This window comes from Streptomonospora nanhaiensis (assembly GCF_013410565.1).
GTDB classification, from domain to species: domain Bacteria; phylum Actinomycetota; class Actinomycetes; order Streptosporangiales; family Streptosporangiaceae; genus Streptomonospora; species Streptomonospora nanhaiensis.
Genome location: NZ_JACCFO010000001.1, coordinates 4,850,855 through 4,869,365, shown reverse-complemented (window position 1 = coordinate 4,869,365; position 18,511 = coordinate 4,850,855). Strand labels below are relative to the sequence as shown.

Annotated in this window: 18 protein-coding genes; 5 read left to right on the top strand and 13 right to left on the bottom strand. The window is 74.6% G+C overall.

All coding sequences use genetic code 11. The features are described from left to right. Positions 1 to 83 precede the first annotated feature (83 nt). From smc to recG, 10 genes are all read right to left on the bottom strand, one after another. Positions 84 to 3,644 (bottom strand): chromosome segregation protein SMC, encoded by a 3,561-nt coding sequence (gene smc, locus HNR12_RS21625; RefSeq protein ID WP_179769289.1) that lies wholly within the window; start codon positions 3,642 to 3,644, stop codon positions 84 to 86. Positions 3,645 to 4,033: 389 nt separating this feature from the next. Continuing rightward, complete coding sequence (locus HNR12_RS21620; RefSeq protein ID WP_179769288.1) at positions 4,034 to 4,225, bottom strand: hypothetical protein; 192 nt, start codon at positions 4,223 to 4,225, stop codon at positions 4,034 to 4,036. 288 nt (positions 4,226 to 4,513) lie between these two features. Then, the gene (locus HNR12_RS21615; protein ID WP_179769287.1) at positions 4,514 to 4,840 is read right to left on the bottom strand and encodes an acylphosphatase; all 327 of its coding nucleotides are present in this window, start codon (positions 4,838 to 4,840) and stop codon (positions 4,514 to 4,516) included. 51 nt (positions 4,841 to 4,891) lie between these two features. Further along, positions 4,892 to 5,776 carry a bifunctional DNA-formamidopyrimidine glycosylase/DNA-(apurinic or apyrimidinic site) lyase gene (gene mutM / locus HNR12_RS21610; protein ID WP_179769286.1) on the bottom strand — a complete coding sequence of 295 codons (885 nt, stop codon included), beginning with the start codon at positions 5,774 to 5,776 and terminating at the stop codon, positions 4,892 to 4,894. A 7-nt stretch (positions 5,777 to 5,783) separates the two neighbouring features. Further along, positions 5,784 to 6,515, bottom strand: a complete 732-nt coding sequence (gene rnc, locus HNR12_RS21605) for a ribonuclease III (RefSeq protein WP_179769285.1) — start codon at positions 6,513 to 6,515, stop codon at positions 5,784 to 5,786. 282 nt (positions 6,516 to 6,797) lie between these two features. After that, on the bottom strand, positions 6,798 to 6,974 hold the full coding sequence (rpmF, locus tag HNR12_RS21600; protein ID WP_179769284.1) for a 50S ribosomal protein L32: 177 nt from the start codon (positions 6,972 to 6,974) through the stop codon (positions 6,798 to 6,800). 141 nt (positions 6,975 to 7,115) lie between these two features. Beyond that, a complete protein-coding gene (locus tag HNR12_RS21595) occupies positions 7,116 to 7,661 on the bottom strand; it encodes a YceD family protein (protein ID WP_308118374.1) in 546 nt (181 codons plus the stop codon). A 224-nt stretch (positions 7,662 to 7,885) separates the two neighbouring features. Continuing rightward, on the bottom strand, positions 7,886 to 8,359 hold the full coding sequence (gene coaD, locus HNR12_RS21590) for a pantetheine-phosphate adenylyltransferase (RefSeq protein ID WP_179769283.1): 474 nt from the start codon (positions 8,357 to 8,359) through the stop codon (positions 7,886 to 7,888). Positions 8,360 to 8,431: 72 nt separating this feature from the next. Next, positions 8,432 to 9,013, bottom strand: a complete 582-nt coding sequence (gene rsmD, locus HNR12_RS21585; protein WP_179769282.1) for a 16S rRNA (guanine(966)-N(2))-methyltransferase RsmD — start codon at positions 9,011 to 9,013, stop codon at positions 8,432 to 8,434. 111 nt (positions 9,014 to 9,124) lie between these two features. Next, positions 9,125 to 11,353, bottom strand: a complete 2,229-nt coding sequence (gene recG, locus HNR12_RS21580; RefSeq protein ID WP_179769281.1) for an ATP-dependent DNA helicase RecG — start codon at positions 11,351 to 11,353, stop codon at positions 9,125 to 9,127. A gap of 426 nt (positions 11,354 to 11,779) precedes the next feature. On the opposite strand from recG, the gene rpmB reads away from it, so the two are divergent. Next, the gene (rpmB, locus tag HNR12_RS21575; protein ID WP_078762759.1) at positions 11,780 to 11,965 is read left to right on the top strand and encodes a 50S ribosomal protein L28; all 186 of its coding nucleotides are present in this window, start codon (positions 11,780 to 11,782) and stop codon (positions 11,963 to 11,965) included. Positions 11,966 to 12,107: 142 nt separating this feature from the next. Here the strand turns inward: rpmB and HNR12_RS21570 are convergent, their stop codons facing one another. Beyond that, positions 12,108 to 12,800 carry a cellulose binding domain-containing protein gene (locus HNR12_RS21570; protein WP_179769280.1) on the bottom strand — a complete coding sequence of 231 codons (693 nt, stop codon included), beginning with the start codon at positions 12,798 to 12,800 and terminating at the stop codon, positions 12,108 to 12,110. Between the two features lie 295 nt (positions 12,801 to 13,095). Then, entirely contained in the window at positions 13,096 to 14,124 is a 1,029-nt protein-coding gene (locus HNR12_RS21565; RefSeq protein ID WP_179769279.1) for a thiamine-phosphate kinase, read from the bottom strand. 184 nt (positions 14,125 to 14,308) lie between these two features. Between HNR12_RS21565 and HNR12_RS21560 the strand changes: the two genes are divergently transcribed. Together HNR12_RS21560 and HNR12_RS21555 are read left to right on the top strand one after the other, a co-directional pair. Next, positions 14,309 to 14,542, top strand: coding sequence for an Lrp/AsnC family transcriptional regulator (locus HNR12_RS21560; protein ID WP_179769278.1), 234 nt, complete (start codon positions 14,309 to 14,311; stop codon positions 14,540 to 14,542). A gap of 18 nt (positions 14,543 to 14,560) precedes the next feature. Continuing rightward, on the top strand, positions 14,561 to 15,025 hold the full coding sequence (locus HNR12_RS21555; RefSeq protein ID WP_179769277.1) for a DUF3515 domain-containing protein: 465 nt from the start codon (positions 14,561 to 14,563) through the stop codon (positions 15,023 to 15,025). A gap of 93 nt (positions 15,026 to 15,118) precedes the next feature. Here the strand turns inward: HNR12_RS21555 and HNR12_RS21550 are convergent, their stop codons facing one another. After that, positions 15,119 to 15,796, bottom strand: coding sequence for a DUF3105 domain-containing protein (locus tag HNR12_RS21550; protein ID WP_179769276.1), 678 nt, complete (start codon positions 15,794 to 15,796; stop codon positions 15,119 to 15,121). A gap of 124 nt (positions 15,797 to 15,920) precedes the next feature. On the opposite strand from HNR12_RS21550, the gene HNR12_RS21545 reads away from it, so the two are divergent. Then, positions 15,921 to 16,574, top strand: coding sequence for a DUF305 domain-containing protein (locus HNR12_RS21545; RefSeq protein ID WP_179769275.1), 654 nt, complete (start codon positions 15,921 to 15,923; stop codon positions 16,572 to 16,574). Positions 16,575 to 17,819: 1,245 nt separating this feature from the next. Continuing rightward, positions 17,820 to 18,218: a tautomerase family protein gene (locus HNR12_RS21540; RefSeq protein WP_179769274.1), complete on the top strand. Its 399-nt coding sequence runs from the start codon at positions 17,820 to 17,822 to the stop codon at positions 18,216 to 18,218. Positions 18,219 to 18,511 lie beyond the last annotated feature (293 nt).

Below are 18,511 nucleotides of genomic sequence, written 5' to 3'. Positions count from 1 at the left end.
CCGGCCGGTCAGGGCACGGGCGACTCCCCCACTCTAACCGGCGGCCGGGGGCCGGGCGCGGGCGGGTGGCGCGGCGCGGCCGGTCAGGGGCCTGGCCGGTCGCGGTCCAGCTTCTGGCTGATGACCTGGGAGATGCCGTCGTTCTGCATGGTGACGCCGTAGAGGGCGTCGGCGGCCTCCATGGTGCGCTTCTGGTGGGTGATCACGATGAGCTGGGAGGAGGCCCGCAGCTCCTCGAAGATCACCAGCAGCCGCTGGAGGTTGGTGTCGTCCAGCGCGGCCTCGACCTCGTCCATGACGTAGAACGGCGAGGGCCGGGCCTTGAAGATGGCCGCGAGGAAGGCCACGGCGGTCAGCGAGCGCTCGCCGCCCGACAGCAGCGACAGCCGCTTGACCTTCTTGCCGGGCGGCCGCGCCTCGACCTCGATGCCGGTGGTGAGCATGTTGTCGGGGTCGGTGAGCACCAGGCGGCCCTCGCCGCCGGGGAACAGCCGGCCGAAGATCTGGGTGAACTCCCGCTCGACGTCGGTGTAGGCGGCGGAGAACACCTCCTGCACCCGGGCGTCGACCTGCTCGACCACCGACAGCAGGTCGCGGCGGGTCTTCTTGAGGTCCTCCAGTTGGGCGTTGAGGAAGGCGTGCCGCTCCTCCAGGGCGGCGAACTCCTCCAGCGCCAGGGGGTTGATCTTGCCGAGCTGGTTGAGCTGCCGCTCTGCGGCGCGCGCCCGCTTCTCCTGGACCTCGCGCACGTAGGGGACGGGCACGGCCTCGTCCTCGGGGGCGTCGGCGGGCGGCGGCACGGGCACGCGCGGGCCGTACTCGGCGATGAGGGTGTCGACGTCCACGCCCATCTCCTCCACGGCCCGGGTCTCCAGCTGCTCCAGGCGCAGCCTGCGCTCGGCGCGGGCGACCTCGCTGCCGTGGACGACGTTGACCAGCTTCTCCAGCTCCACCGACAGCTCGCGGACGCGGGCGCGCACGGTCTTGAGTTCGGCGTCGCGGGCGGCGCGCTCCTCCTCGGCGGTTCGTCGCTCGGTGTCGGCGTGGGCCAGCGAGACGGCGATGCGCTCCAGGGCCTGGGCGGCGGCGTCGGCGACCGCCTCGGCGACCCGGGACTGCCGGCGGCGGCGGGCGCGCCGCTCGGCGGCGCGGCGGCGGGCCTGGCGCTCGGCCTCGGCGGCGCGCAGCAGGGAGTCGGCGCGCCCGGCGATGGAGCGCACCCGCTCCTCGGCGGTGCGCACCGACAGCCGGGCCTCGGTCTCGGCGGCGCGCGCGGCGCTCGCCGCATCGGCCAGGGCGTCGCGGCGCTCGGTGTCGGGTTCGCCGTCGTCCAGCGGCTCGGCCTCGGCCTCGGCCAGCCGTGTTTCCAGGTCGGCGAGCGCGTCGAGGTCGCTCTGCCGGCCGGCGGCGGCCTTGGCGGCGGCGGCCGTGTAGCGCTCGACCTCGGCGGCGGCGGCGCGCGCCTGCCCGCCGAGCTTGCCCAGATGCTGGGCGGCGTCGTTGCGGCGCTTGTCGGCGGCGCGGCGGCGGGCGGTGACCTCGTCCAGCTCGGTGGCGAGGTCGGCCCGCTCCTCCTTGGCCTCGGCGAGGTCGGCGGCGGCGCGCCGGGCGGTTTCGGTTGCCCGCGCGAGAAGCTGGGCGGCCTCGTCGACGGCGGCCTGCACCTCCAGCAGGCTGGGCGCCGAGGACGACCCGCCCTGCACGAGCCCGGGGCCGAACACGTCGCCCTCGGCGGTGACGGCGCGCAGGTCGGGGTGGGAGTCGAGCAGGTCGCGGGCCGCCGGCGCGTCGGCGACCAGCACCACGCGCTCCAGCAGCGCGGTCAGCGCCCCGTGCAGCGGCGCGGGGGCGGTGACGGCGTCGAGGGCGTAGCGCAGGCCCGCGGGCGGCCGCGGCCATTCGGCGCGGGGGACGGTGGCGGCGGCACCGGCGCCCACCACGATCCCGGCGCGCCCGGCGTCGTCGCCCTTGAGCAGGTCCAGCGCCGCCAGGGCGTCGGCCAGGGACTCCACCGCCACGGCGTCGGAGGCGGCGCCCAGGGCGGCGGCGACGGCGGTCTCGTGGCCGGGCTCGACCTCGACCAGCGCGGCGACGGAGCCCAGCAGGCCCGGCAGGCGGTCGCCGGCGGCCATCAGGGCGCCGGCGCCGTCCTTGCGGGCCAGGCCCATCTCCAGGGCCTCCTTGCGGGCGGCCAGTGCGGCGCGTTCGCGCTCGGCGGTGCGCTCGGCGTCGCGCAGCTCGTTGAGCCGGGCCTCGACGGCGGCCAGCCGCTCCTTGGCGCGCTCGTAGGCGGCGTCGAGTTCGGCGTCGCCCTCGTCCAGGCCGGCGGCGTCGGCCTCGGCGAACTCGTACTCGGCCTGGGCGGCCTCGGCGCGCTCGCGGGCCTCGACGGCGGCGGCGTCCAGCCGCTCGACCTCGGCCTCGGAGGCGGCGAGCCGGCTGCGCAGGGCGTCGACGCGGCCCCGCAGCTTGGCCAGGCCCTCGCGGCGGTCGGCGGCGGCGCGCGCGGCGGCGGCCACCCGCCGCTCCTCCTCCTTCAGCGCCTCCTCCGCTGCGGCGCGCTCGGCCACGGACCGCTCCAGGACCTCGCGGGAGTCGTCCAGCCGGTACTGCAGCTCCTCCTCCTGGGCGCGCGCCTCCTCGGCCTCGCGCTCCAGGTCGTCGGGGTCGCGGCCGAAGCGCTCCTCGCCGGGGTCGGCGGCCAGGTGGCGGTGGCGCTCGGCCGCCAGGCCGGCCACGGCGCTGAGGCGCTCCTTGAGCCGGGACAGCCCGTGGTAGGCGTCCTGGGCGGCGGCCAGCAGCGGGGCGGCCTCGGTGGCGGCGGCCTCCAGGGTGGCCTCGCGCGCCTGGGCGTCGGCAAGGGAGCGCTCGGCGGCCTCGCGGCGGGTGCGCACGGCGGCCTCGTCGGCCTCCTCCTTCTCCAAAGCCTCGCGCAGGGTGACGATGTCGTCGGCGAGCAGCCGCAGCCGGGCGTCGCGCAGGTCGGCCTGGATGACGGCGGCGCGGCGGGCGAGTTCGGCCTGGCGGCCCAGCGGCTTGAGCTGGCGGCGCAGCTCGGCGGTGAGGTCGGTGACGCGGTCGAGGTTGCCCTGCATCGCGTCCAGCTTGCGCAGCGCCTTCTCCTTGCGCTTGCGGTGCTTGAGGATGCCGGCGGCCTCCTCGACCAGGGCCCGGCGCTCTTCGGGGCCGGCGTGCAGCACGGTGTCGAGCTGGCCCTGCCCGACGATGACGTGCATCTCGCGGCCGATACCGGAGTCGCTGAGGAGGTCCTGGATGTCCAGCAGCCGGCAGGTGTCGCCGTTGATGGCGTACTCCGAGCCGCCGTTGCGGAACATGGTCCGCTTGATGGTGACCTCGGTGTAGTCGATGGGCAGCGCGCCGTCGGAGTTGTCGATGGTGAGGCTGACCTCGGCGCGGCCCAGGGGGGCGCGGGAGGACGTCCCCGCGAAGATGACGTCCTCCATCTTTCCGCCGCGCAGGGACTTGGCGCCCTGCTCGCCCATCACCCAGGCCAGTGCGTCGACCACGTTGGACTTGCCCGACCCGTTGGGGCCGACGACGGTGGTGATGCCGGGTTCGAACCGCAGGGTGGTGGCTGAGGCGAACGACTTGAAACCGCGCAGCGTGAGGGTCTTCAGGTACACGCCGCGGGTCCTCCTGCTTCACTCGCCACTCGCCGGTCCTCGGCATTCCAGGGTGCCATCAAGAGTGCCATGAACCAGGGGTTTCGGGTGGGGGAACCGCGCGGTGTCACCGGTGGCCGCGGCCACCCGCCCCGTCTCCGGCGCCGCGTGGGGAGCGCGGCGGTCGGGCGGGGCGGTGCTGTGCGGACACGGCGGGGCGCACCGGAGCGGTGCGCCGTTCGCGGGGGGTGGAGTCGTCGTCGCCTGCGGGGCGGAGGGGCGGTCGGCGTGCGCCGCCGCCGCGGACCGGGTGGTCGGGGCCGGTACGGCCGGGCCCGGATGCCCCGCTCAGGGACGCCTGGCCGAAGAAGCGGCGTCCCTTGCTGCGGTACGGAATCGTAGCGGGGGCGTTAGGCGAGCGCGGGCTCGCGGTCCGCCGCGGTGACAGAGACGTCGGCGACGGCCGCCGACAGTTGGTCGTTGCGTGCCTGAAGACGACCGATCTCGTCCTCGAGGTCACGTACTCGCTTCTGCAGTCGCCGCATTTCCTGAACCATCTGAGGGTCAGGACCGCCGACGTGGCCAAACAGAGCCTTCGCCATGATGTGGGTCCTCCACACTGAGTGACCAGTTCGATGCACGCACACATGAGCAAGAGGAGCGCCGCCGAGCATCCCCGGCTGTCTCCTGAGGAAGGGCGCGCGGTCTGCCTTCCAGCGTCTCACCATGGGCGCTACTGGTCAAGATTGAACGAAACCGTACGTAACAAACTGTAACCGGACAGGTCACAAGGGCGCGATCCGGCGTTGAGCACCCCGCGCGTAGGGCTGCCGCGGCGTGAAGCCGACTGCAGGCGGGCGCTCGCGAACCGCGCTACCTTCCCAGGATACTCACCGCTCGGCGAATCCGGAGTACGCGCCCCGGGGATTCTCCCATCGTTCAACCACGCCGGTGACCTCACCAGGGGTTTCACCGCCGCGCAGATGCGCGAGAAGCTGCGCACACCGCTCGCGCGGGCCCTCGGCGACCACCTCCACCCGGCCGTCGGCCAGGTTGGTCGCGGCGCCGGTGAGCCCCAGTTCCAGCGCGCGCGAGCGCACCCACCAGCGGAAACCCACGCCCTGCACGCGTCCGCGCACCCACGCGGTCAGGCGCGCCCCCTCGTCGGCGCCGCCCCCGGCGCCGTGCGTGCCCTCTGTGCTCCCGGTGCCTGCCATGCGCTGCCGCCTCCCGTCTCGGCTCGTGTCACGTGCGGTCCACGGACCCGCCTACCCGCCGCCTACCCGCCGGCGCGGCGCCGGCTGGCAGCGCGGGCAGCTGAACGACGACCGGTTCATGAAGGGGTCGCGGCGGATGGGCGTGCCGCAGCGGCGGCAGGGCAGGTCGCGGCGGCCGTAGGCGTTCAGGCCGCGCTCGAAGTAGCCGCTCTCGCCGTTGACGTTGACGTAGAGGCTGTCGAAGGAGGTGCCGCCCTCGGCCAGCGCCTCGCGCAGCACGTCGCGCAGCCGCGCCAGCAGCTCGGCCACCTGGGCGGGGCGCAGCGTGGCGGTGGGGCGCGCCCAGTGCAGCCGCGCGCGCCACAGCGCCTCGTCGGCGTAGATGTTGCCCACCCCGCTGATCAGCGACTGGTCCAGCAGCGCGCGCTTGATCTCGGTGCGCCGGCGCCGCAGCGCCGCCGTGAACACCGCGTCGTCGAAGTCGGGGTCGAGGGGGTCCAGCGCGATGTGGGAGATGACCGCGGGCACCCCGGCCGAACGGCCCACCACGTCGGGCGCCAGCGGCTCGACCATGAGGTGGCCGAAGGTGCGCTGGTCCACGAACCGCAGCTCGCGCTCGTTGTCGGCGCCCAGCCCCAGGCGCACCCGCAAATGCCGCTCGTCGGGGCGGCCGCGCGGCTGGACCAGCAGCTGGCCGCTCATGCCCAGGTGGGCCAGCAAGGCGTCGCCGGAGTCGAGGTTGAGCCACAGGTACTTGCCGCGGCGCCGGACCTCGGTGACGGCGCGGTCCTTCAGCCGCGCGGCGAAGTCCTCGGCCCCCGCCGCGTGCCGCCGGACGGCGCGCGGGTGCAGCACCAGGGCCTCGTGGACGGTCCGGCCGCGCACCCAGTGCTCCAGGCCGGTGCGGACGACCTCGACCTCGGGCAGTTCGGGCATCGGGGGGTCAGGCTCCGTCCTCGTCGGCGACCGCAGCGGCGGACTTGGCGCGGATGGCCTTCCAGGCCGACTCCGCGGCCTGCTGCTCGGCCTCCTTCTTGCTGCGGCCCTCGCCCGTGCCGTAGTCCTCGCCGGCCACGCGGACGGTGGCGCGGAAGGTCTTCTGGTGGTCGGGACCGCTCTCGTCGACGTGGTACTCGGGCACGCCGAGCATCTCCGAGGCGGTCAGCTCCTGCAGGGAGGTCTTCCAGTCCAGGCCCGCGCCCAGGCCCGAGGCGGTGGCGATCAGCGGGTCGAACAGCCGGTGCACGAGGTCGGAGGCGACGTCCAGGCCGCGGTCGAGGTAGACCGCGCCGATGATGGCCTCCAGGGTGTCGGCCAGGATGGAGGACTTGTCGCGCCCGCCGGTGCCCTCCTCGCCGCGGCCCAGCCGGATGTAGCCGCCGATGCCCAGCTCGCGGGCGACGTCGGCCAGCGCCCGCATGTTCACCACGGCGGCGCGCAGCTTGGCGAGCTGGCCCTCGGGAAGGTCGGGGTGCTCGCGGAAGAGGGTGTCGGTGACGATCAGCCCCAGCACGGAGTCGCCCAGGAACTCCAGGCGCTCGTTGGTGGGCAGACCGCCCTTCTCATAGGCGTAGGACCGGTGGGTCAGCGCCCGCGCGAGCACCTTGGGGTCGAGTTCGACACCGATGGCGCGGTAGAACTCGCGGGCCTCGGCCGCGTTGAGTTGAGTGGCCACTCGACGTTCACACTCCTGATCTCCAGCGCGCGGCGCGTGCGCGCGGCTGCGCTCAACTAAGCCGATCAGGGACGCTCGAAAGCGAGGTGGGCGTCGCGGAGGCGGGTGCTCCCCGGCGGCCACCACGGCCTCGGGATAGGCCCGAACCGGCGCGGTCGTCGTGTTGTGTTGCCGTGGTACGTGCGGACCCCAAGAGCCGAAAGGCGGGCCCGGTGGGCGGCGCGGTGCGGGGCTGCCCCCCGCTCGCGCGCCGCGCACCGGACCCGCCGCGGTTCGCGGCCCTTAGGACGGGTTCAGCACCTGGCGGTTGTTGTAGGTGCCGCACGTGGCGCAGGCGGTGTGCGGGAGCTTGTAGTCGCGGCAGCGCGGGCAGGTCACCAGCTCGGGGCGCGACGCCTTCCACTGCGAACGGCGCTTGCGGGTGTTGCTCCGCGACATCTTCCGCTTCGGGACAGCCACTTCAATCCTCCTGGGTCACCCGCGCGGTCGCGGGAGCGGTACTTGCACGGGCGCACCCCGCCGAGGCGGGGAGCACCGCTGTGCCCCGCCCGGGGGTTCGCGGCCGCGGGCGGCGGTCGCGGTGCCGGACGGAGCGGGGGCTCATCGTTCGCCGAACTCCTCGCCGAGGTCGCGCAGCGACGCCCAGCGGGGGTCGATGGCCTCGCCGTGGTTGTGGTCGGGGCCGACGTCGGCGAGCCTCGCCCCGCACTCGGCGCACAGGCCGGGGCAGTCGTCCCGGCACAGCGGCGCGAGCGGCAGCGCGAGCACGACGGCGTCGCGGACCACCGGTTCGAGGTCGAGGAGTTCGCCTTCTAGATAGTAGTCCTCTTCGTCGTCCTCCGCGTCCGTGTCACCGGCCGCCCCGAGGTCGTCCTCGCCGGGGTAGCGGAACAGCTCCTGGAACCCGACCTCGACGGTGTCGGTGATGGGGTCCAGGCAGCGGGAGCACTCGCCCGTGACCTCGGCGCGCGCCTCGCCGGTGACGAGCACGCCCTCCATCACGGCCTCAAGCCGCAGCTCCAGCTCGATCGGCGTGCCCTCGGGCACGGCGGACATGCCCGTGGCGAGCGAGCCGGGCGCGGGCACGGCGCGCTCCACGGTGCGCATGGAGCCGGGCTGGCGCCCCAGCGGCCGGGTGTCGACCACGAACGGGGCGCGTGCGTCAAGACGAGACAGGGTGATCGCGCTTTCAAGGAGTGCCGCCGGCCGCGGAACGCGGGGCGGTGGGCGGGTGGTCGTCGCAACGACGCGTCGGACACGCGGCCGCGCCCGGAACGAAGGCGTAGCCGGTTGGCGAGTATACCGACCGGCCCGGACCGCGCCCAAATCCGCGTTCGCCCCGGTGGGCGGCCCGCCGCGCAACGCCCGCCCTACTTGTACTTGTCGCGCAGCCGCTGCTCGACGTTGGGCGTGACCAGGCTGCTGACGTCGCCGCCGTACTGGGCGATCTCGCGGACCAGGCTGGAGCTGAGGAACGAGTACTTCGGGTTGGCCGTCATGAACAGGGTCTCCACCCCGGACAGGCGGTAGTTCATCTGCGCGATCTGGAGTTCGTAGTCGAAGTCGCTGACCGAGCGCAGGCTGCGGATGATGGCGCTGATGCCGTTCTCGCGGCAGAAGTCCACCAGCAGCCCGTTGAACTGGGCCACCCGCACGTTGGCGAGGTCGGCGGTGCACTCCTGCAGCATCTCGACCTTTTCCTCGACGGTGAAAAGGCCCTTCTTGTGGACGTTGGTCAGCACCGCGGCGACCACCTCGTCATACTGCCGCGCGGTACGCCCGATGATGTCGATGTGGCCGTTGGTGACCGGGTCGAACGACCCGGGGCAGACGACACGACGCACGGTGGATCGATCCTCCTTGACGATCGGACGCTTCCGGCGCGAGGGCTCCACCGCCAGATTCTGCCCGGAGTTTCACGACGGTCCCGAAAGGCTCGCGGCGCGACCGTACCAAAGCGCCGCCTCTCCGTATCGGCGGACCCGGTCGGGTTCGTAGCCCTCGGGCCAGACCAGGTCGGGGTCGCGGCCGGAGCGCTCCACGACCACCAGCGCGCCCGGCGCGAGCCAGCCGCCGTCGCGCAGGGCCACCAGGACCTCCTCGACCTCCGCCGCCGCGACCGCGTAGGGCGGGTCGGCCACGACCACGTCGAAGGGGCCGCCGGGCGGCTCCCCCGCCAGGACCCGCAGGACCCGCGCCGCCGCCACGCGCGCGCCGGGCAGGCCCAGCGCGGCGATGTTGGCCTTCAGCGTGGCCACCACCCGGCGGTCGGACTCCACCAGCAGCGCGTGCGCGGCGCCGCGCGACAGGGCCTCCAGCCCGATCGCCCCGGATCCGGCGTAGAGGTCGAGCACCCGCAGCCCTTCGAACGTGCCGAGGTCCGACAGCGCCGAGGCGAACAGCGCCTCGCGGGCGCGGTCGCTGGTGGGACGGGTGGTGCGGCCGTCCGGCACGGCGATCCGGCGGCCCCGCGCGGTACCGGCGATGATGCGGGTCATATGCGTCACGTTAGCGCGGCGGCACCCGGGGGCGCCGCGCGGCACCGGTGAGCGCCCGGGCGCGGCGGGCGCGCCGCCGCGCCGGTGCCCGGCCCGCGCGCGGGGCGGTGGTCAGGCCTTCTCCAGGAACTCCGCCCGCTCCTCGGGCAGCAGGTCCTCAAGGGCGCGGGCCAGCGGCGGGTGGCCGGTGAGGCCGGGGTCGGCGCCGATCAGCGCGGTGGCCTCCTCGCGGGCCTCGCCGATGAGGTCTTCGTCACGCAGCAGGGTCAGCATGCGCAGCGAGGAGCGCCGCCCCGACTGGGCGTCGCCCAGGACGTCGCCCTCTCGGCGCTGTTCGAGGTCGACCCGGGACAGCTCGAAGCCGTCGGTGGTGGCGGCCACGGCGTCCAGGCGCTGGCGGGCCGGTGTGTTCTCGGGGGCCTCGGTGACCAGCAGGCACAGGCCGGGCAGGCCGCCGCGGCCCACGCGCCCGCGCAGCTGGTGCAGCTGGGAGACCCCGAAGCGGTCGGCGTCCATGATGACCATGGCGGTGGCGTTGGGGACGTCCACGCCGACCTCGATCACGGTGGTGGCGACCAGGACGTCGGTCTGGCCGGCGGCGAAGCGGCGCATGACGGCGTCCTTGTCGTCGGGGGCCAGGCGGCCGTGCAACTGCTCCACGCGCAGCCCGGCCAGCGGGCCGGCGGTGAGTTCGGCGGTCAGCTCGGCCACGGCCAGCGGCGGGCGGCGCGCGGGTTCGTCGCCGGGGGCGGCGGGCTCGGCGGGCGGGGCGAGGCCGGGGTCGTCGGTGTCCTCGCCGCCGGGGGTGTCGCCGCCGATGCGGGGGCACACCACGTAGACCTGCCGGCCCTGCTCGACCTCCTCGCGGACGCGCTGCCAGGCGCGTTCGACGAAGTGCGGCTTGTCGACGGCGGGCACCACGTGGGTGGCCACGGGCGCGCGCCCGGCCGGGAGCTGGGTGAGGGCGACGACGTCGAGGTCGCCGTAGACGGTCATGGCGACGGTGCGCGGGATGGGTGTGGCGGTCATGACCAGCACGTGCGGGCGGCCCTCGGCGGCCTTCTCGCGCAGGGCGTCGCGCTGCTCGACGCCGAACCGGTGCTGTTCGTCGACGACCACCAGGCCGAGGTCGGCGAAGGAGACGTGCTCCTGGAGGAGCGCGTGGGTGCCCACCACGATCCCGGCGGCGCCGGAGGCGGCGTCGAGCAGGGCCTCGCGCCGGGCGGCCGCGCCCTGGGATCCGGTGAGCAGGGCGACGCGGGTGGCGTGCTCGGCGCCGTCGATCTGCCCGGCGCGGCCCAGCGGACCCAGCATCGCGCTGATGGAGCGGTGGTGCTGCTGGGCCAGGACCTCGGTGGGGGCCAGCAGCACGGCCTGGCCGCCGGAGTCGACGACCTGGAGCATGGCGCGCAGCGCGACCAGGGTCTTGCCCGCGCCGACGTCGCCCTGGAGCAGCCGGTGCATGGGGTGGGCGGAGTCGAGGCCGGCGGAGATGGCGGCGCCGACCTCGGCCTGGCCCTCGGTGAGCGTGAAGGGCAGGGCGGAGTCGAAGGCGTCGAGCAGGCCGCCGGCGACGCGGGGGCGCGGGCGGGCCGAGAGCGCGGCGGCCTCGCGGCGGCGGCGGGCCAGCGCGAGCTGCAGCACGAACGCCTCGTCCCACTTCAGCCGCACCCGGGCGCGGCCGATCTGGTCGAGGTCGGCCGGGCGGTGGATGCGCTCCAGGGCCTCGTGCAGCGGGAGCAGCCGGCGGCGGGCGCGGAGGTCGGGCGGGAGGGGGTCGGGGAGGTCGGCGGTGGTCTGGTCGAGGAGCACGCCCACGCACCGGGCGATGTCCATGGAGGACAGGTCCTTGGTGGCGGGGTAGATGGGGATGGGGCGTTCGGCGAACTCGCGGGCGCGGGAGTCGGCGGTGCCGTCGTCGGGCAGCATCTCGTAGACCGGGTGGGCCAGCTGCTTCTTGCCCCGGTAGGTGGAGATCCTGCCCGCGAACATGCCGCGCCGGCCGGGCAGGAGTTCGCGCTGGTGGAACCCGACCTTGGCGAAGAACGCGAGCGTGAGGCGGCCGGTGCCGTCGGTGATGACGACCTCCAGCAGGCTGCGCGGGCGCCCGCCCGGGCCGCGCCGGAGTTCGCGCTTGTGCGCGGAGTGCACCTGGGCGACCACCGTGACCTGCTCGCCCTCGGCCAGGGCGGCGAGGTCGGTCAGCTCCCCGCGGGTGGCGTAGCGGCGCGGGTAGTAGCGCAGGAGGTCGCCGGCGGTGTGGAGGTCGAGTTCGGCGGCGAGCTTCTTGGCGGCGGTGGCGCCGAGGGTGGTGCGCAGCGGTTCGTCCCAACTGATCACGCGACCCCTCCCCTGGACACGGCTGCGGACGTGTGCTGCTGACACGCTAGACCGTTTGTACACGCTCGGGCCGACAACCCGGGCGGCCGCGCGGCGGCGTCGGCGCGGGGCGGTGACCGGGGCGGGCGCCGGCGGCGCGGGCGGCGCGGGTGGGCGGGGGCGGTATAGTTGGGGTTTGGACGTGCAGTGCCCGCGCCCGGTCCGCCGGCCGCGCCGCTGGCGGCCTGATATCCCGGGACCGGCTTTCCGGCCCCGATCCCGCGTGCGCGTTCCCGCCCGCAGGCCGGCTGCTCCGCTGGTTGGAGACCGGTGCGGGTCCTCGTGTACGCTCCCACGGTTGGCGCGCCGCGCCAGCCTGCTCACCAGACCTCTCTCGGGGCCCGCACCGCTGTCGGATGCGGATCCGAGCGCCTGAATGGAGTTACCGTGGCTTCCGTCTGCGACGTCTGCGGCAAGGGACCAGGGTTCGGTAACAGTGTTTCCCACTCGCACCGCCGCACCCGCCGCCGCTGGAACCCCAACATCCAGACCGTGCGCACCCGCGTGGGCGGCACGCCCAAGCGCCTGAGCGTGTGCACGTCCTGCATCAAGGCCGGCAAGGTCGACCGCTGACCGCGGACGCCCTTCGCGCCCTGCCGCTGTCGTAGGAGTCCGCTCTCCACGGCGCCCCTGAGCGCCACGGCTTCGCCGTGGCGCTTTTCGGCGTTCCCGGCCGCGTGCAGGAGAGTGGGGCGGCGGGGCGGTCGCCGGGGGGTCACTCCCCGGCGAGGTCGCAGGGGCGGCCGTTGAGCGCGCAGGTGACCGGCGCCTGGGCGGTTCCGGCCGCGGTGAAGCTGAGGGTGACCGACTCCCCCGGCCCCAGGCCGTCGGAGGAGTCGGGCGCCCGGGCCACCACCCCGTGCTCGGTGGCCCGCCAGTCGACGTCGCGCACCGAGGTGACGGTGGCGTCGGCGAACTCCAGCGCCAACTCCCAGTCGGCCAGCACGGCGGTGCCGGTGTTGGTGACGGTGACGGCGCCGGTGAACCCGGTGGCCGAGGACTCCACGGTCTCGTAGGAGACCACGCTGACGGTGGAGGAGGCGCTGTCGGCGCTGCCGCCGGGCCCGGTGCCGGGCTGGGCGGCGTCGGCCTCGGCGGTGGGCGGCACGCGCTCGCCGGCGCCGGGTGCCGGGCTGCCGGAGTCAGGGGGGTCGGAGAACCGCAGGTAGATCTGCGTGGTGCTGTAGCCGAAGAGGGTCAGGGCGAGGGTGACGCCCGAGACCAGGAGCACGTTGATCAGCCGGGGCGGCTGCACGCGCTTGGGAACGGTGGAGCCCAGGAAGTAGCCCACGGCGGCGAGTCCGCCGGGGTTGGCGGGTTCGGCCCGGTGCGCGCCGCGGGACTCGCGGGTGCGGGAGCCGCCGCGCCGCGGGCGCTCGGCCAGGGGATCGCGGCGTCCGGCGCGCATCCGCTCGGAGATGTCCTCGGGCGGTTCCGGCGTTTGCGAGCCGGCAGGCCGGTGATCCGTTCCACGTGGCCGCACGGTGACCCCGATCCGGTGCTGACTCCAAGAAGCAGGCCGAGCTTAGCGCGATTCGGCCTTCGAAACCGACACCCTAACCCCGCGTCCGTGAAACCTGACATAGCGTCCGGGCGGGGTTCGCGGGCCCCGGGGGCGCCGGCAGCGGCCGGTGCGGGTCCGGGGAGCGGGTCGGGAGCGGGGTGCCGCGGCGGGGGCGGACGGGGCGGTCGGGGGACCGGGTTCAGCGGAAGTGGTCCCAGCCGCGCGCCCGGGCGGGCCGGCCGTCCACGGTCACCACCGCGCCGTCGGCGCCGGGCGCGGCGGCCGACCCGATGCGGCGCCACTGCGGCGGCAGCTCGGTACCGGGCGGGAACGCCGCGGCCAGCGCGTGGTCCTCGCCGCCGAACAGCATGCGCTCGACGGGGCCGCGCCGGGCGGCGCCCAGCCGCTCCAGCAGCGCCGCGGCCTCCTCCAGGGCGGGGTCGGGCACCAGCGCGGCGGTGTCGAGGTCGATCGCCACCCCGCTGGCGCGGGCGACGTGGCCGAGGTCCTGCACGAGGCCGTCGCTGACGTCGAGCATGGCGCGGGCGCCCAGGCGCGCCGCGTGCGGTCCCTCGGCGTAGGGCGGGCGCGGGCGGCGGTGCTCGCGCAGGCAGGCCGCCCACGCGGGGTCGGCGCCGCCGGCGGCCGCGCCGCCGAGGGCGCGCCGGGCGTCCTCGGGGCCGAGCACGCCCGCCTCCAGCAGGTCGTAGCCGGCGCTGGACAGGCCGAGGGGGCCGGTGACGGCGATGACGTCGCCGGGCCGGGCGCCGTCGCGGCGCACCGCCGGGCGGCCGCCGAGGTCGCCCAGCGCGGTGATGGCCACGGTGATGGTGTCGGCCGCCACGGTGTCGCCGCCCACGACGGCGCCGCCGGCGTGGGCGCATTCGGCGCGCAGGCCCTCGGTGAGGCCGTCGGCCCAGCTCAACGGGAGGTCGCGGGGTGCGGCAAATCCCACAAGGAGCGCCGTGGGGCGGGCGCCCATGGCCGCGATGTCGGCGAAGTTCTGCGCGACGGCCTTGCGCCCGACGTCCTCGGGCGAGGACCACGCGCGGCGGAAGTGCCGGTCCTCGACCAGCAGATCCATCGTGGCGACGACCCGGTTGTCGGGTGCGGTCACGATTGCGGCATCATCGCCAGGACCGAGGATTACGTCGCCGGTTCCGGGGAATTGGGCGGTCACGCGCGCTATCAGGCCGAATTCGCCGGCCTCCCCAATGGTGCTCCACACAGCCCTCAGGGTACGGTGACGCCTCGGCGCAGTGGTCTAGACCCGCGCGGACCGGCCCGACGCCTCGGCTCGGCCGCGACGGCGACGGAGCACGGGCGCGACGGGCAGGGCGGAGTTCAGGCACAACGGGTCCGGGCGGCGCGGCGGCGCACCCGGGCGCGCGACGATCCAGCAGGAGGCTTCCATGGTGCAGGCATATGTGTTGATCCAGACGGATGTGGGGCGGGCCGCCGAGGTCGCGCGCGACATCAGCGACATCGAGGGGGTCACGCAGGCCGAGGACGTCACCGGTCCCTACGATGTGATCGTGCGCGCGCAGGCCGACGACGTCGACGCGCTCGGGCGCCTGGTCGTGGCGCGCATCCAGCGCCTCGACGGGATCACCCGCACGCTCACCTGTCCGATCGTGAACATCTGAGGGGACCGGCGACCTCCCATGCGACGCGCGGCGGCGGCGCTGGCCGCCCTCACGACCGTTGCGGCGGCCGCGGGCTGCGCCTCGGGCACCGTGCGGCTGCCCGCGCCCAGCCCCGCCCCCGAGGCGCGCGACGTCTGCCGCGATCTGGTGGAGCGGCTGCCCGACACCCTGGTGGACCAGCCGCGCGCCGAGGTCGAGCCGGACACCCCCTACGCCGCGGCCTGGGGGGATCCGCCGATCGCGCTGCGCTGCGGCGTGGCGCGCCCGCCGGCGCTGGCGCCCGACTCCGAGCTGATGGTGGTCGAGGAGGTCGCCTGGCTGGCGGAGCCCCCGGCCGAGCCCAACCTGTACACCGCCGTGGGCCGCGAGGTCTACGTCGAGCTGACGCTGCCGCCGTCCTACGGGCCGCCGGCCCAGGGGCTGGTGCGCGTCAGCGAACTGATCGCCGAGGAGATCCCGGCGCTGCCCTCGGGCGAGCTGTAGCCAGGGGACCCCATCGGCAACGCGGAAACGCCCGCGCCCCGGCCGCTCGGGTAGGAGCGGCCGGGGCGCGGTGTCGGTAACCGGGCCGGATGCCTACATGCCGCCGTTGAGGGCTTCGAGGCCGCCGGCCTCCTCCAGTTCCTGGGCGTTCATGTTCAGGCCGCCCGAGCAGGCCGCGCCGGGCTCGGGGACGTTGGGGCTGCGCTCGAAGGCGCGCAGGAACCGGGACAGCCGCTCGTCCTCGGGCGAGTCGAGCCGGATCTGGTTGCCCCACGCGCTGGCCACGATGGGCGAGGGCATGTCGCCGTCCTCGTAGGGGCTGACCAGGACGTAGCTGCCCTGGGAGTACAGCGAGGCGAGCTGCTCGACCTGGTCCTCGGGAAGGTCGGGCTCGTAGGTGATCCACACCGCGCCGTGCTCCAGGGAGTGCACGGCGTTCATGGTGGAGACCGGGGCGTCGTAGACGCCGCAGTTCTGCCAGACCGCGTGGTGGTCGCCGCCCGCGGGCGGGGTCTGCTCGTAGTCGACGGGCTCGGTGACGTGGTTGTTGGTCAGGTCGTCGAAGGTGCGCAGGCCCTCGATGGTGGCGGGGTCCCTCTGCTGCCCGCGGTCGTAGGCCACCCAGACGCCGAATCCGACGAGCCCGGCGAGCACCACGCCGGTGACGGAGAACGCGGAGATCCGGAGGAAGCGCCGGCGCCGCTCCTCGCGCTCCCGCTGGATGCGCCGTTCCTCGGCTTTCCGGCGGCGTTCGGCTGCGTTCTTTGCCACTGCGGTTCTCCCGGGGTGGTTCGACTGGGGTACTGGAGCAAGGTCCCGTTACGCTCTGGAAGCGCAGGTCTCCGTCCGGAACGCCCGATTAGCCAGATTGGTTCCCATAAGTGGGGAAGAGCATATGACAGAGTCGGTCGACGAAGACACCCCGCGCCCCACCCCCTCCGCCCCCCGGCGGCGCGCGGCGGTTCCGCTGGTCATCGCGCTTCCGCTGGTGGCGGCGGCCCTGGTGGCGGGCTACCTCCTGGGGCGGCCGGTGCAGCCGATCGACAGCTCCGCCGACGCCGGTTTCCTGCGGGACATGAGCGTGCACCACTCCCAGGCCGTGGACATGTCACTCATCGTGCTCGAAGAGGCCGACGACCAGGTGATGCGCACCGTGGCCACCGACATCCTGCGCACCCAGCAGGAGCAGATCGGGCGCATGCAGGGCTGGCTCGTGCAGTGGGACCTCCCGGCGCGCGGCGCGCGCCCGGCCATGGAGTGGATGGCCGGGCACGGGCACCACGGCTCGGCCGAGGACATGCCCGACCGCATGCCCGGCATGGCCACCGAGGCGGACCTGGAGGACCTGCGCGCGGCCGAGGGCGAGGACGCCGAGATCCTGTACCTCCAGTTGATGATCGAGCACCACGAGGGCGGCATCGAGATGGCCGAGGCCGGGGCCGACCTCGCCGGGGAGCAGATGGTCGCCGACTTCGCGGCGGGCATGGCCGAGGCGCAGCAGAGCGAGATCGACCTGATGGAGGACATGCTCCGCGAGCGGGGGGCGTAGCCGGAGGAGTGGCCTTGGTGGCCTTGGTGGCCTCCGGGGCCTTCATGGCCGACCGACGGGCCGACGGGTTGGCGGGACCGTGGGTTGGCGGGCTGGGCCGGGGAGCAGCGACCGGGGCCGGGGTCGGCGGACCAATGGGTCCGTGGGCCTGTGCTTCGTAGGCCGATGGATCATCGGTTCTCGTCGTGGACGGCCGGGGTAGCGACGGGGCGGCAACGGCGGCGGACACCCGGCTCAGCGGTGATCGGCACCCATGGCGGCTGGTCGAGGCCGCGACGGGGCACCGAAGGCGGCGGGGGCAAGGCCGGGCGGTCACCGGTACGGCGGACTCGGGTGCAGGCCGAGACGCGGCGGCGACGGCGGCGGACACCCGGCTCGGCTGTGACCGAAACCGGGAGCGGCGGCCACGGCCCCGACGGGAGCGGCAACAGCACCGGGTGGCCGGGCCCGGCGGCCACCGGCTCAGCCGGCGGAGGATCAGGGCCGCGACGAGACGCCGAAGGCAGTGGCGCGGGGAGGCGGGTCAGCGCGCCGCGTCGGATCGCTGTCGGTCGGACTCGCAAGAATCCGCATATCGTCGGCGCACTGGGCGACCTTTTGTTGCGTTTTGACGGTTTTTACTCACCATTGCACGCCTGAATGGCGCCCTCTCCGCCCGCAACCTCACCACAATGTCCACGATGTGAGACACCAGACCCTCCTCGGGATGCATTTGCACCTTTCGCCCCTTTTTTAAAAGCGACGAGTTAGCGGTTTCGGGCCACCGGACGACCGTGGAGGCTGGATCGTCGCAAGAGACCCCACTTCGTCTCACATTGTGAGACAAAGCGGGGTGCGCAAACGCTTTCCCTCCCCGTTTCGGGAGTCGGCCGACACTGAGGCGAGAATCGTCGCCGGATCGCGGACACCGACCGCGCCCCAACCCGCGTGGCCCCGCCCCGACACCCCCCACCACCCGCCGCCCTCGCCACCCCGACGCCACCTCCGCCACCCGCCCGGGCGGCCGATGACCGCTCGCCCGCACCCGATCGACCGCCCGGCCGCACTAACACCCCGGCGCCCCACCCAGCACCGCCGCAGTGCCTGTACCTGCCTGCACCTGCCCGCAACCACGCCCGTCGCGGGCGCCGCTCGCCCGCTCGCCGCGCCCCTCCCCTCCCTCTCCGCCGCCCCGCCCATCCCCCTCCGCCGTCTCCGACGTCGCCCCGGCCACCTCCACCGCCACCACCCCGGAAAGGCCCTGCCATGCCGCTCGTCCGGATCGACGCGCTGCGCGCCGACCCCGCCCGCCTCGACGCCCTCGACCGCGCCGTGCACGAGGCTCTGGTCGAGACCATGGGCTTCCCGCCCGACGACCGGTTCCAGATCCTGACCAGCCACGAAGGGACCACCAGCGACCTGCGCTTCGACGACCACCTCGGCGTGCACCGCGGCGAGGGGATCGTCTACGTGGCCATCACCCTGCGCGCGGGGCGTCCGGCCGGGCGCAAGCGTGCGCTCTACCGCCGGATCGCCGAACTCGCCCACGCCTACGCGGGAACCGAACCGCGCAACGTGTTCGTCTGCCTCACCGAGAACACCTCGGCCGACTGGTCGCTGGGCGAGGGCGTGGCGCAGTACGCCCCCGGTCCGGCGGGCGGCTGAAACCCGGTCTCGGCGAGCGGATCACCCCCGGCGCGGCCATCACGCCCCTCATGGTGACGGCGCCACGAGGCCATGAACTCGGTCACATCCGCGCGCCGCCGCGGCGCCCGCGGCGGCGCGCGGCGGCACCCCCCGCACCCCCGCCCTCTCCCGATCCCGCGTGTCAGCCCAGTTCACCGGCCCGGACCCCGGCGCGGACCCGCGGCCGGCCGCCGGCTCCCCTCCCGGAGCCGGGTCCGCGCGGTGACGCGGGCCTCCCTGCCCCCGGTCGACGTACTACACGTCGTAGTTCT

Excerpts from the sequence above, each read along its gene's own strand:
- HNR12_RS21620 (WP_179769288.1), bottom strand. The coding sequence starts at position 4,225 with ATGGCGAAGGCTCTGTTTGGCCACGTCGGCGGTCCTGACCCTCAGATG.
- HNR12_RS21615 (WP_179769287.1), bottom strand. The coding sequence starts at position 4,840 with ATGGCAGGCACCGGGAGCACAGAGGGCACGCACGGCGCCGGGGGCGGC.
- mutM (WP_179769286.1), bottom strand. The coding sequence starts at position 5,776 with ATGCCCGAACTGCCCGAGGTCGAGGTCGTCCGCACCGGCCTGGAGCAC.
- rsmD (WP_179769282.1), bottom strand. The coding sequence starts at position 9,013 with ATGACCCGCATCATCGCCGGTACCGCGCGGGGCCGCCGGATCGCCGTG.
- HNR12_RS21570 (WP_179769280.1), bottom strand. The coding sequence starts at position 12,800 with ATGCGCGCCGGACGCCGCGATCCCCTGGCCGAGCGCCCGCGGCGCGGC.
- HNR12_RS21560 (WP_179769278.1), top strand. The coding sequence starts at position 14,309 with ATGGTGCAGGCATATGTGTTGATCCAGACGGATGTGGGGCGGGCCGCC.
- HNR12_RS21555 (WP_179769277.1), top strand. The coding sequence starts at position 14,561 with ATGCGACGCGCGGCGGCGGCGCTGGCCGCCCTCACGACCGTTGCGGCG.
- HNR12_RS21545 (WP_179769275.1), top strand. The coding sequence starts at position 15,921 with ATGACAGAGTCGGTCGACGAAGACACCCCGCGCCCCACCCCCTCCGCC.
- HNR12_RS21540 (WP_179769274.1), top strand. The coding sequence starts at position 17,820 with ATGCCGCTCGTCCGGATCGACGCGCTGCGCGCCGACCCCGCCCGCCTC.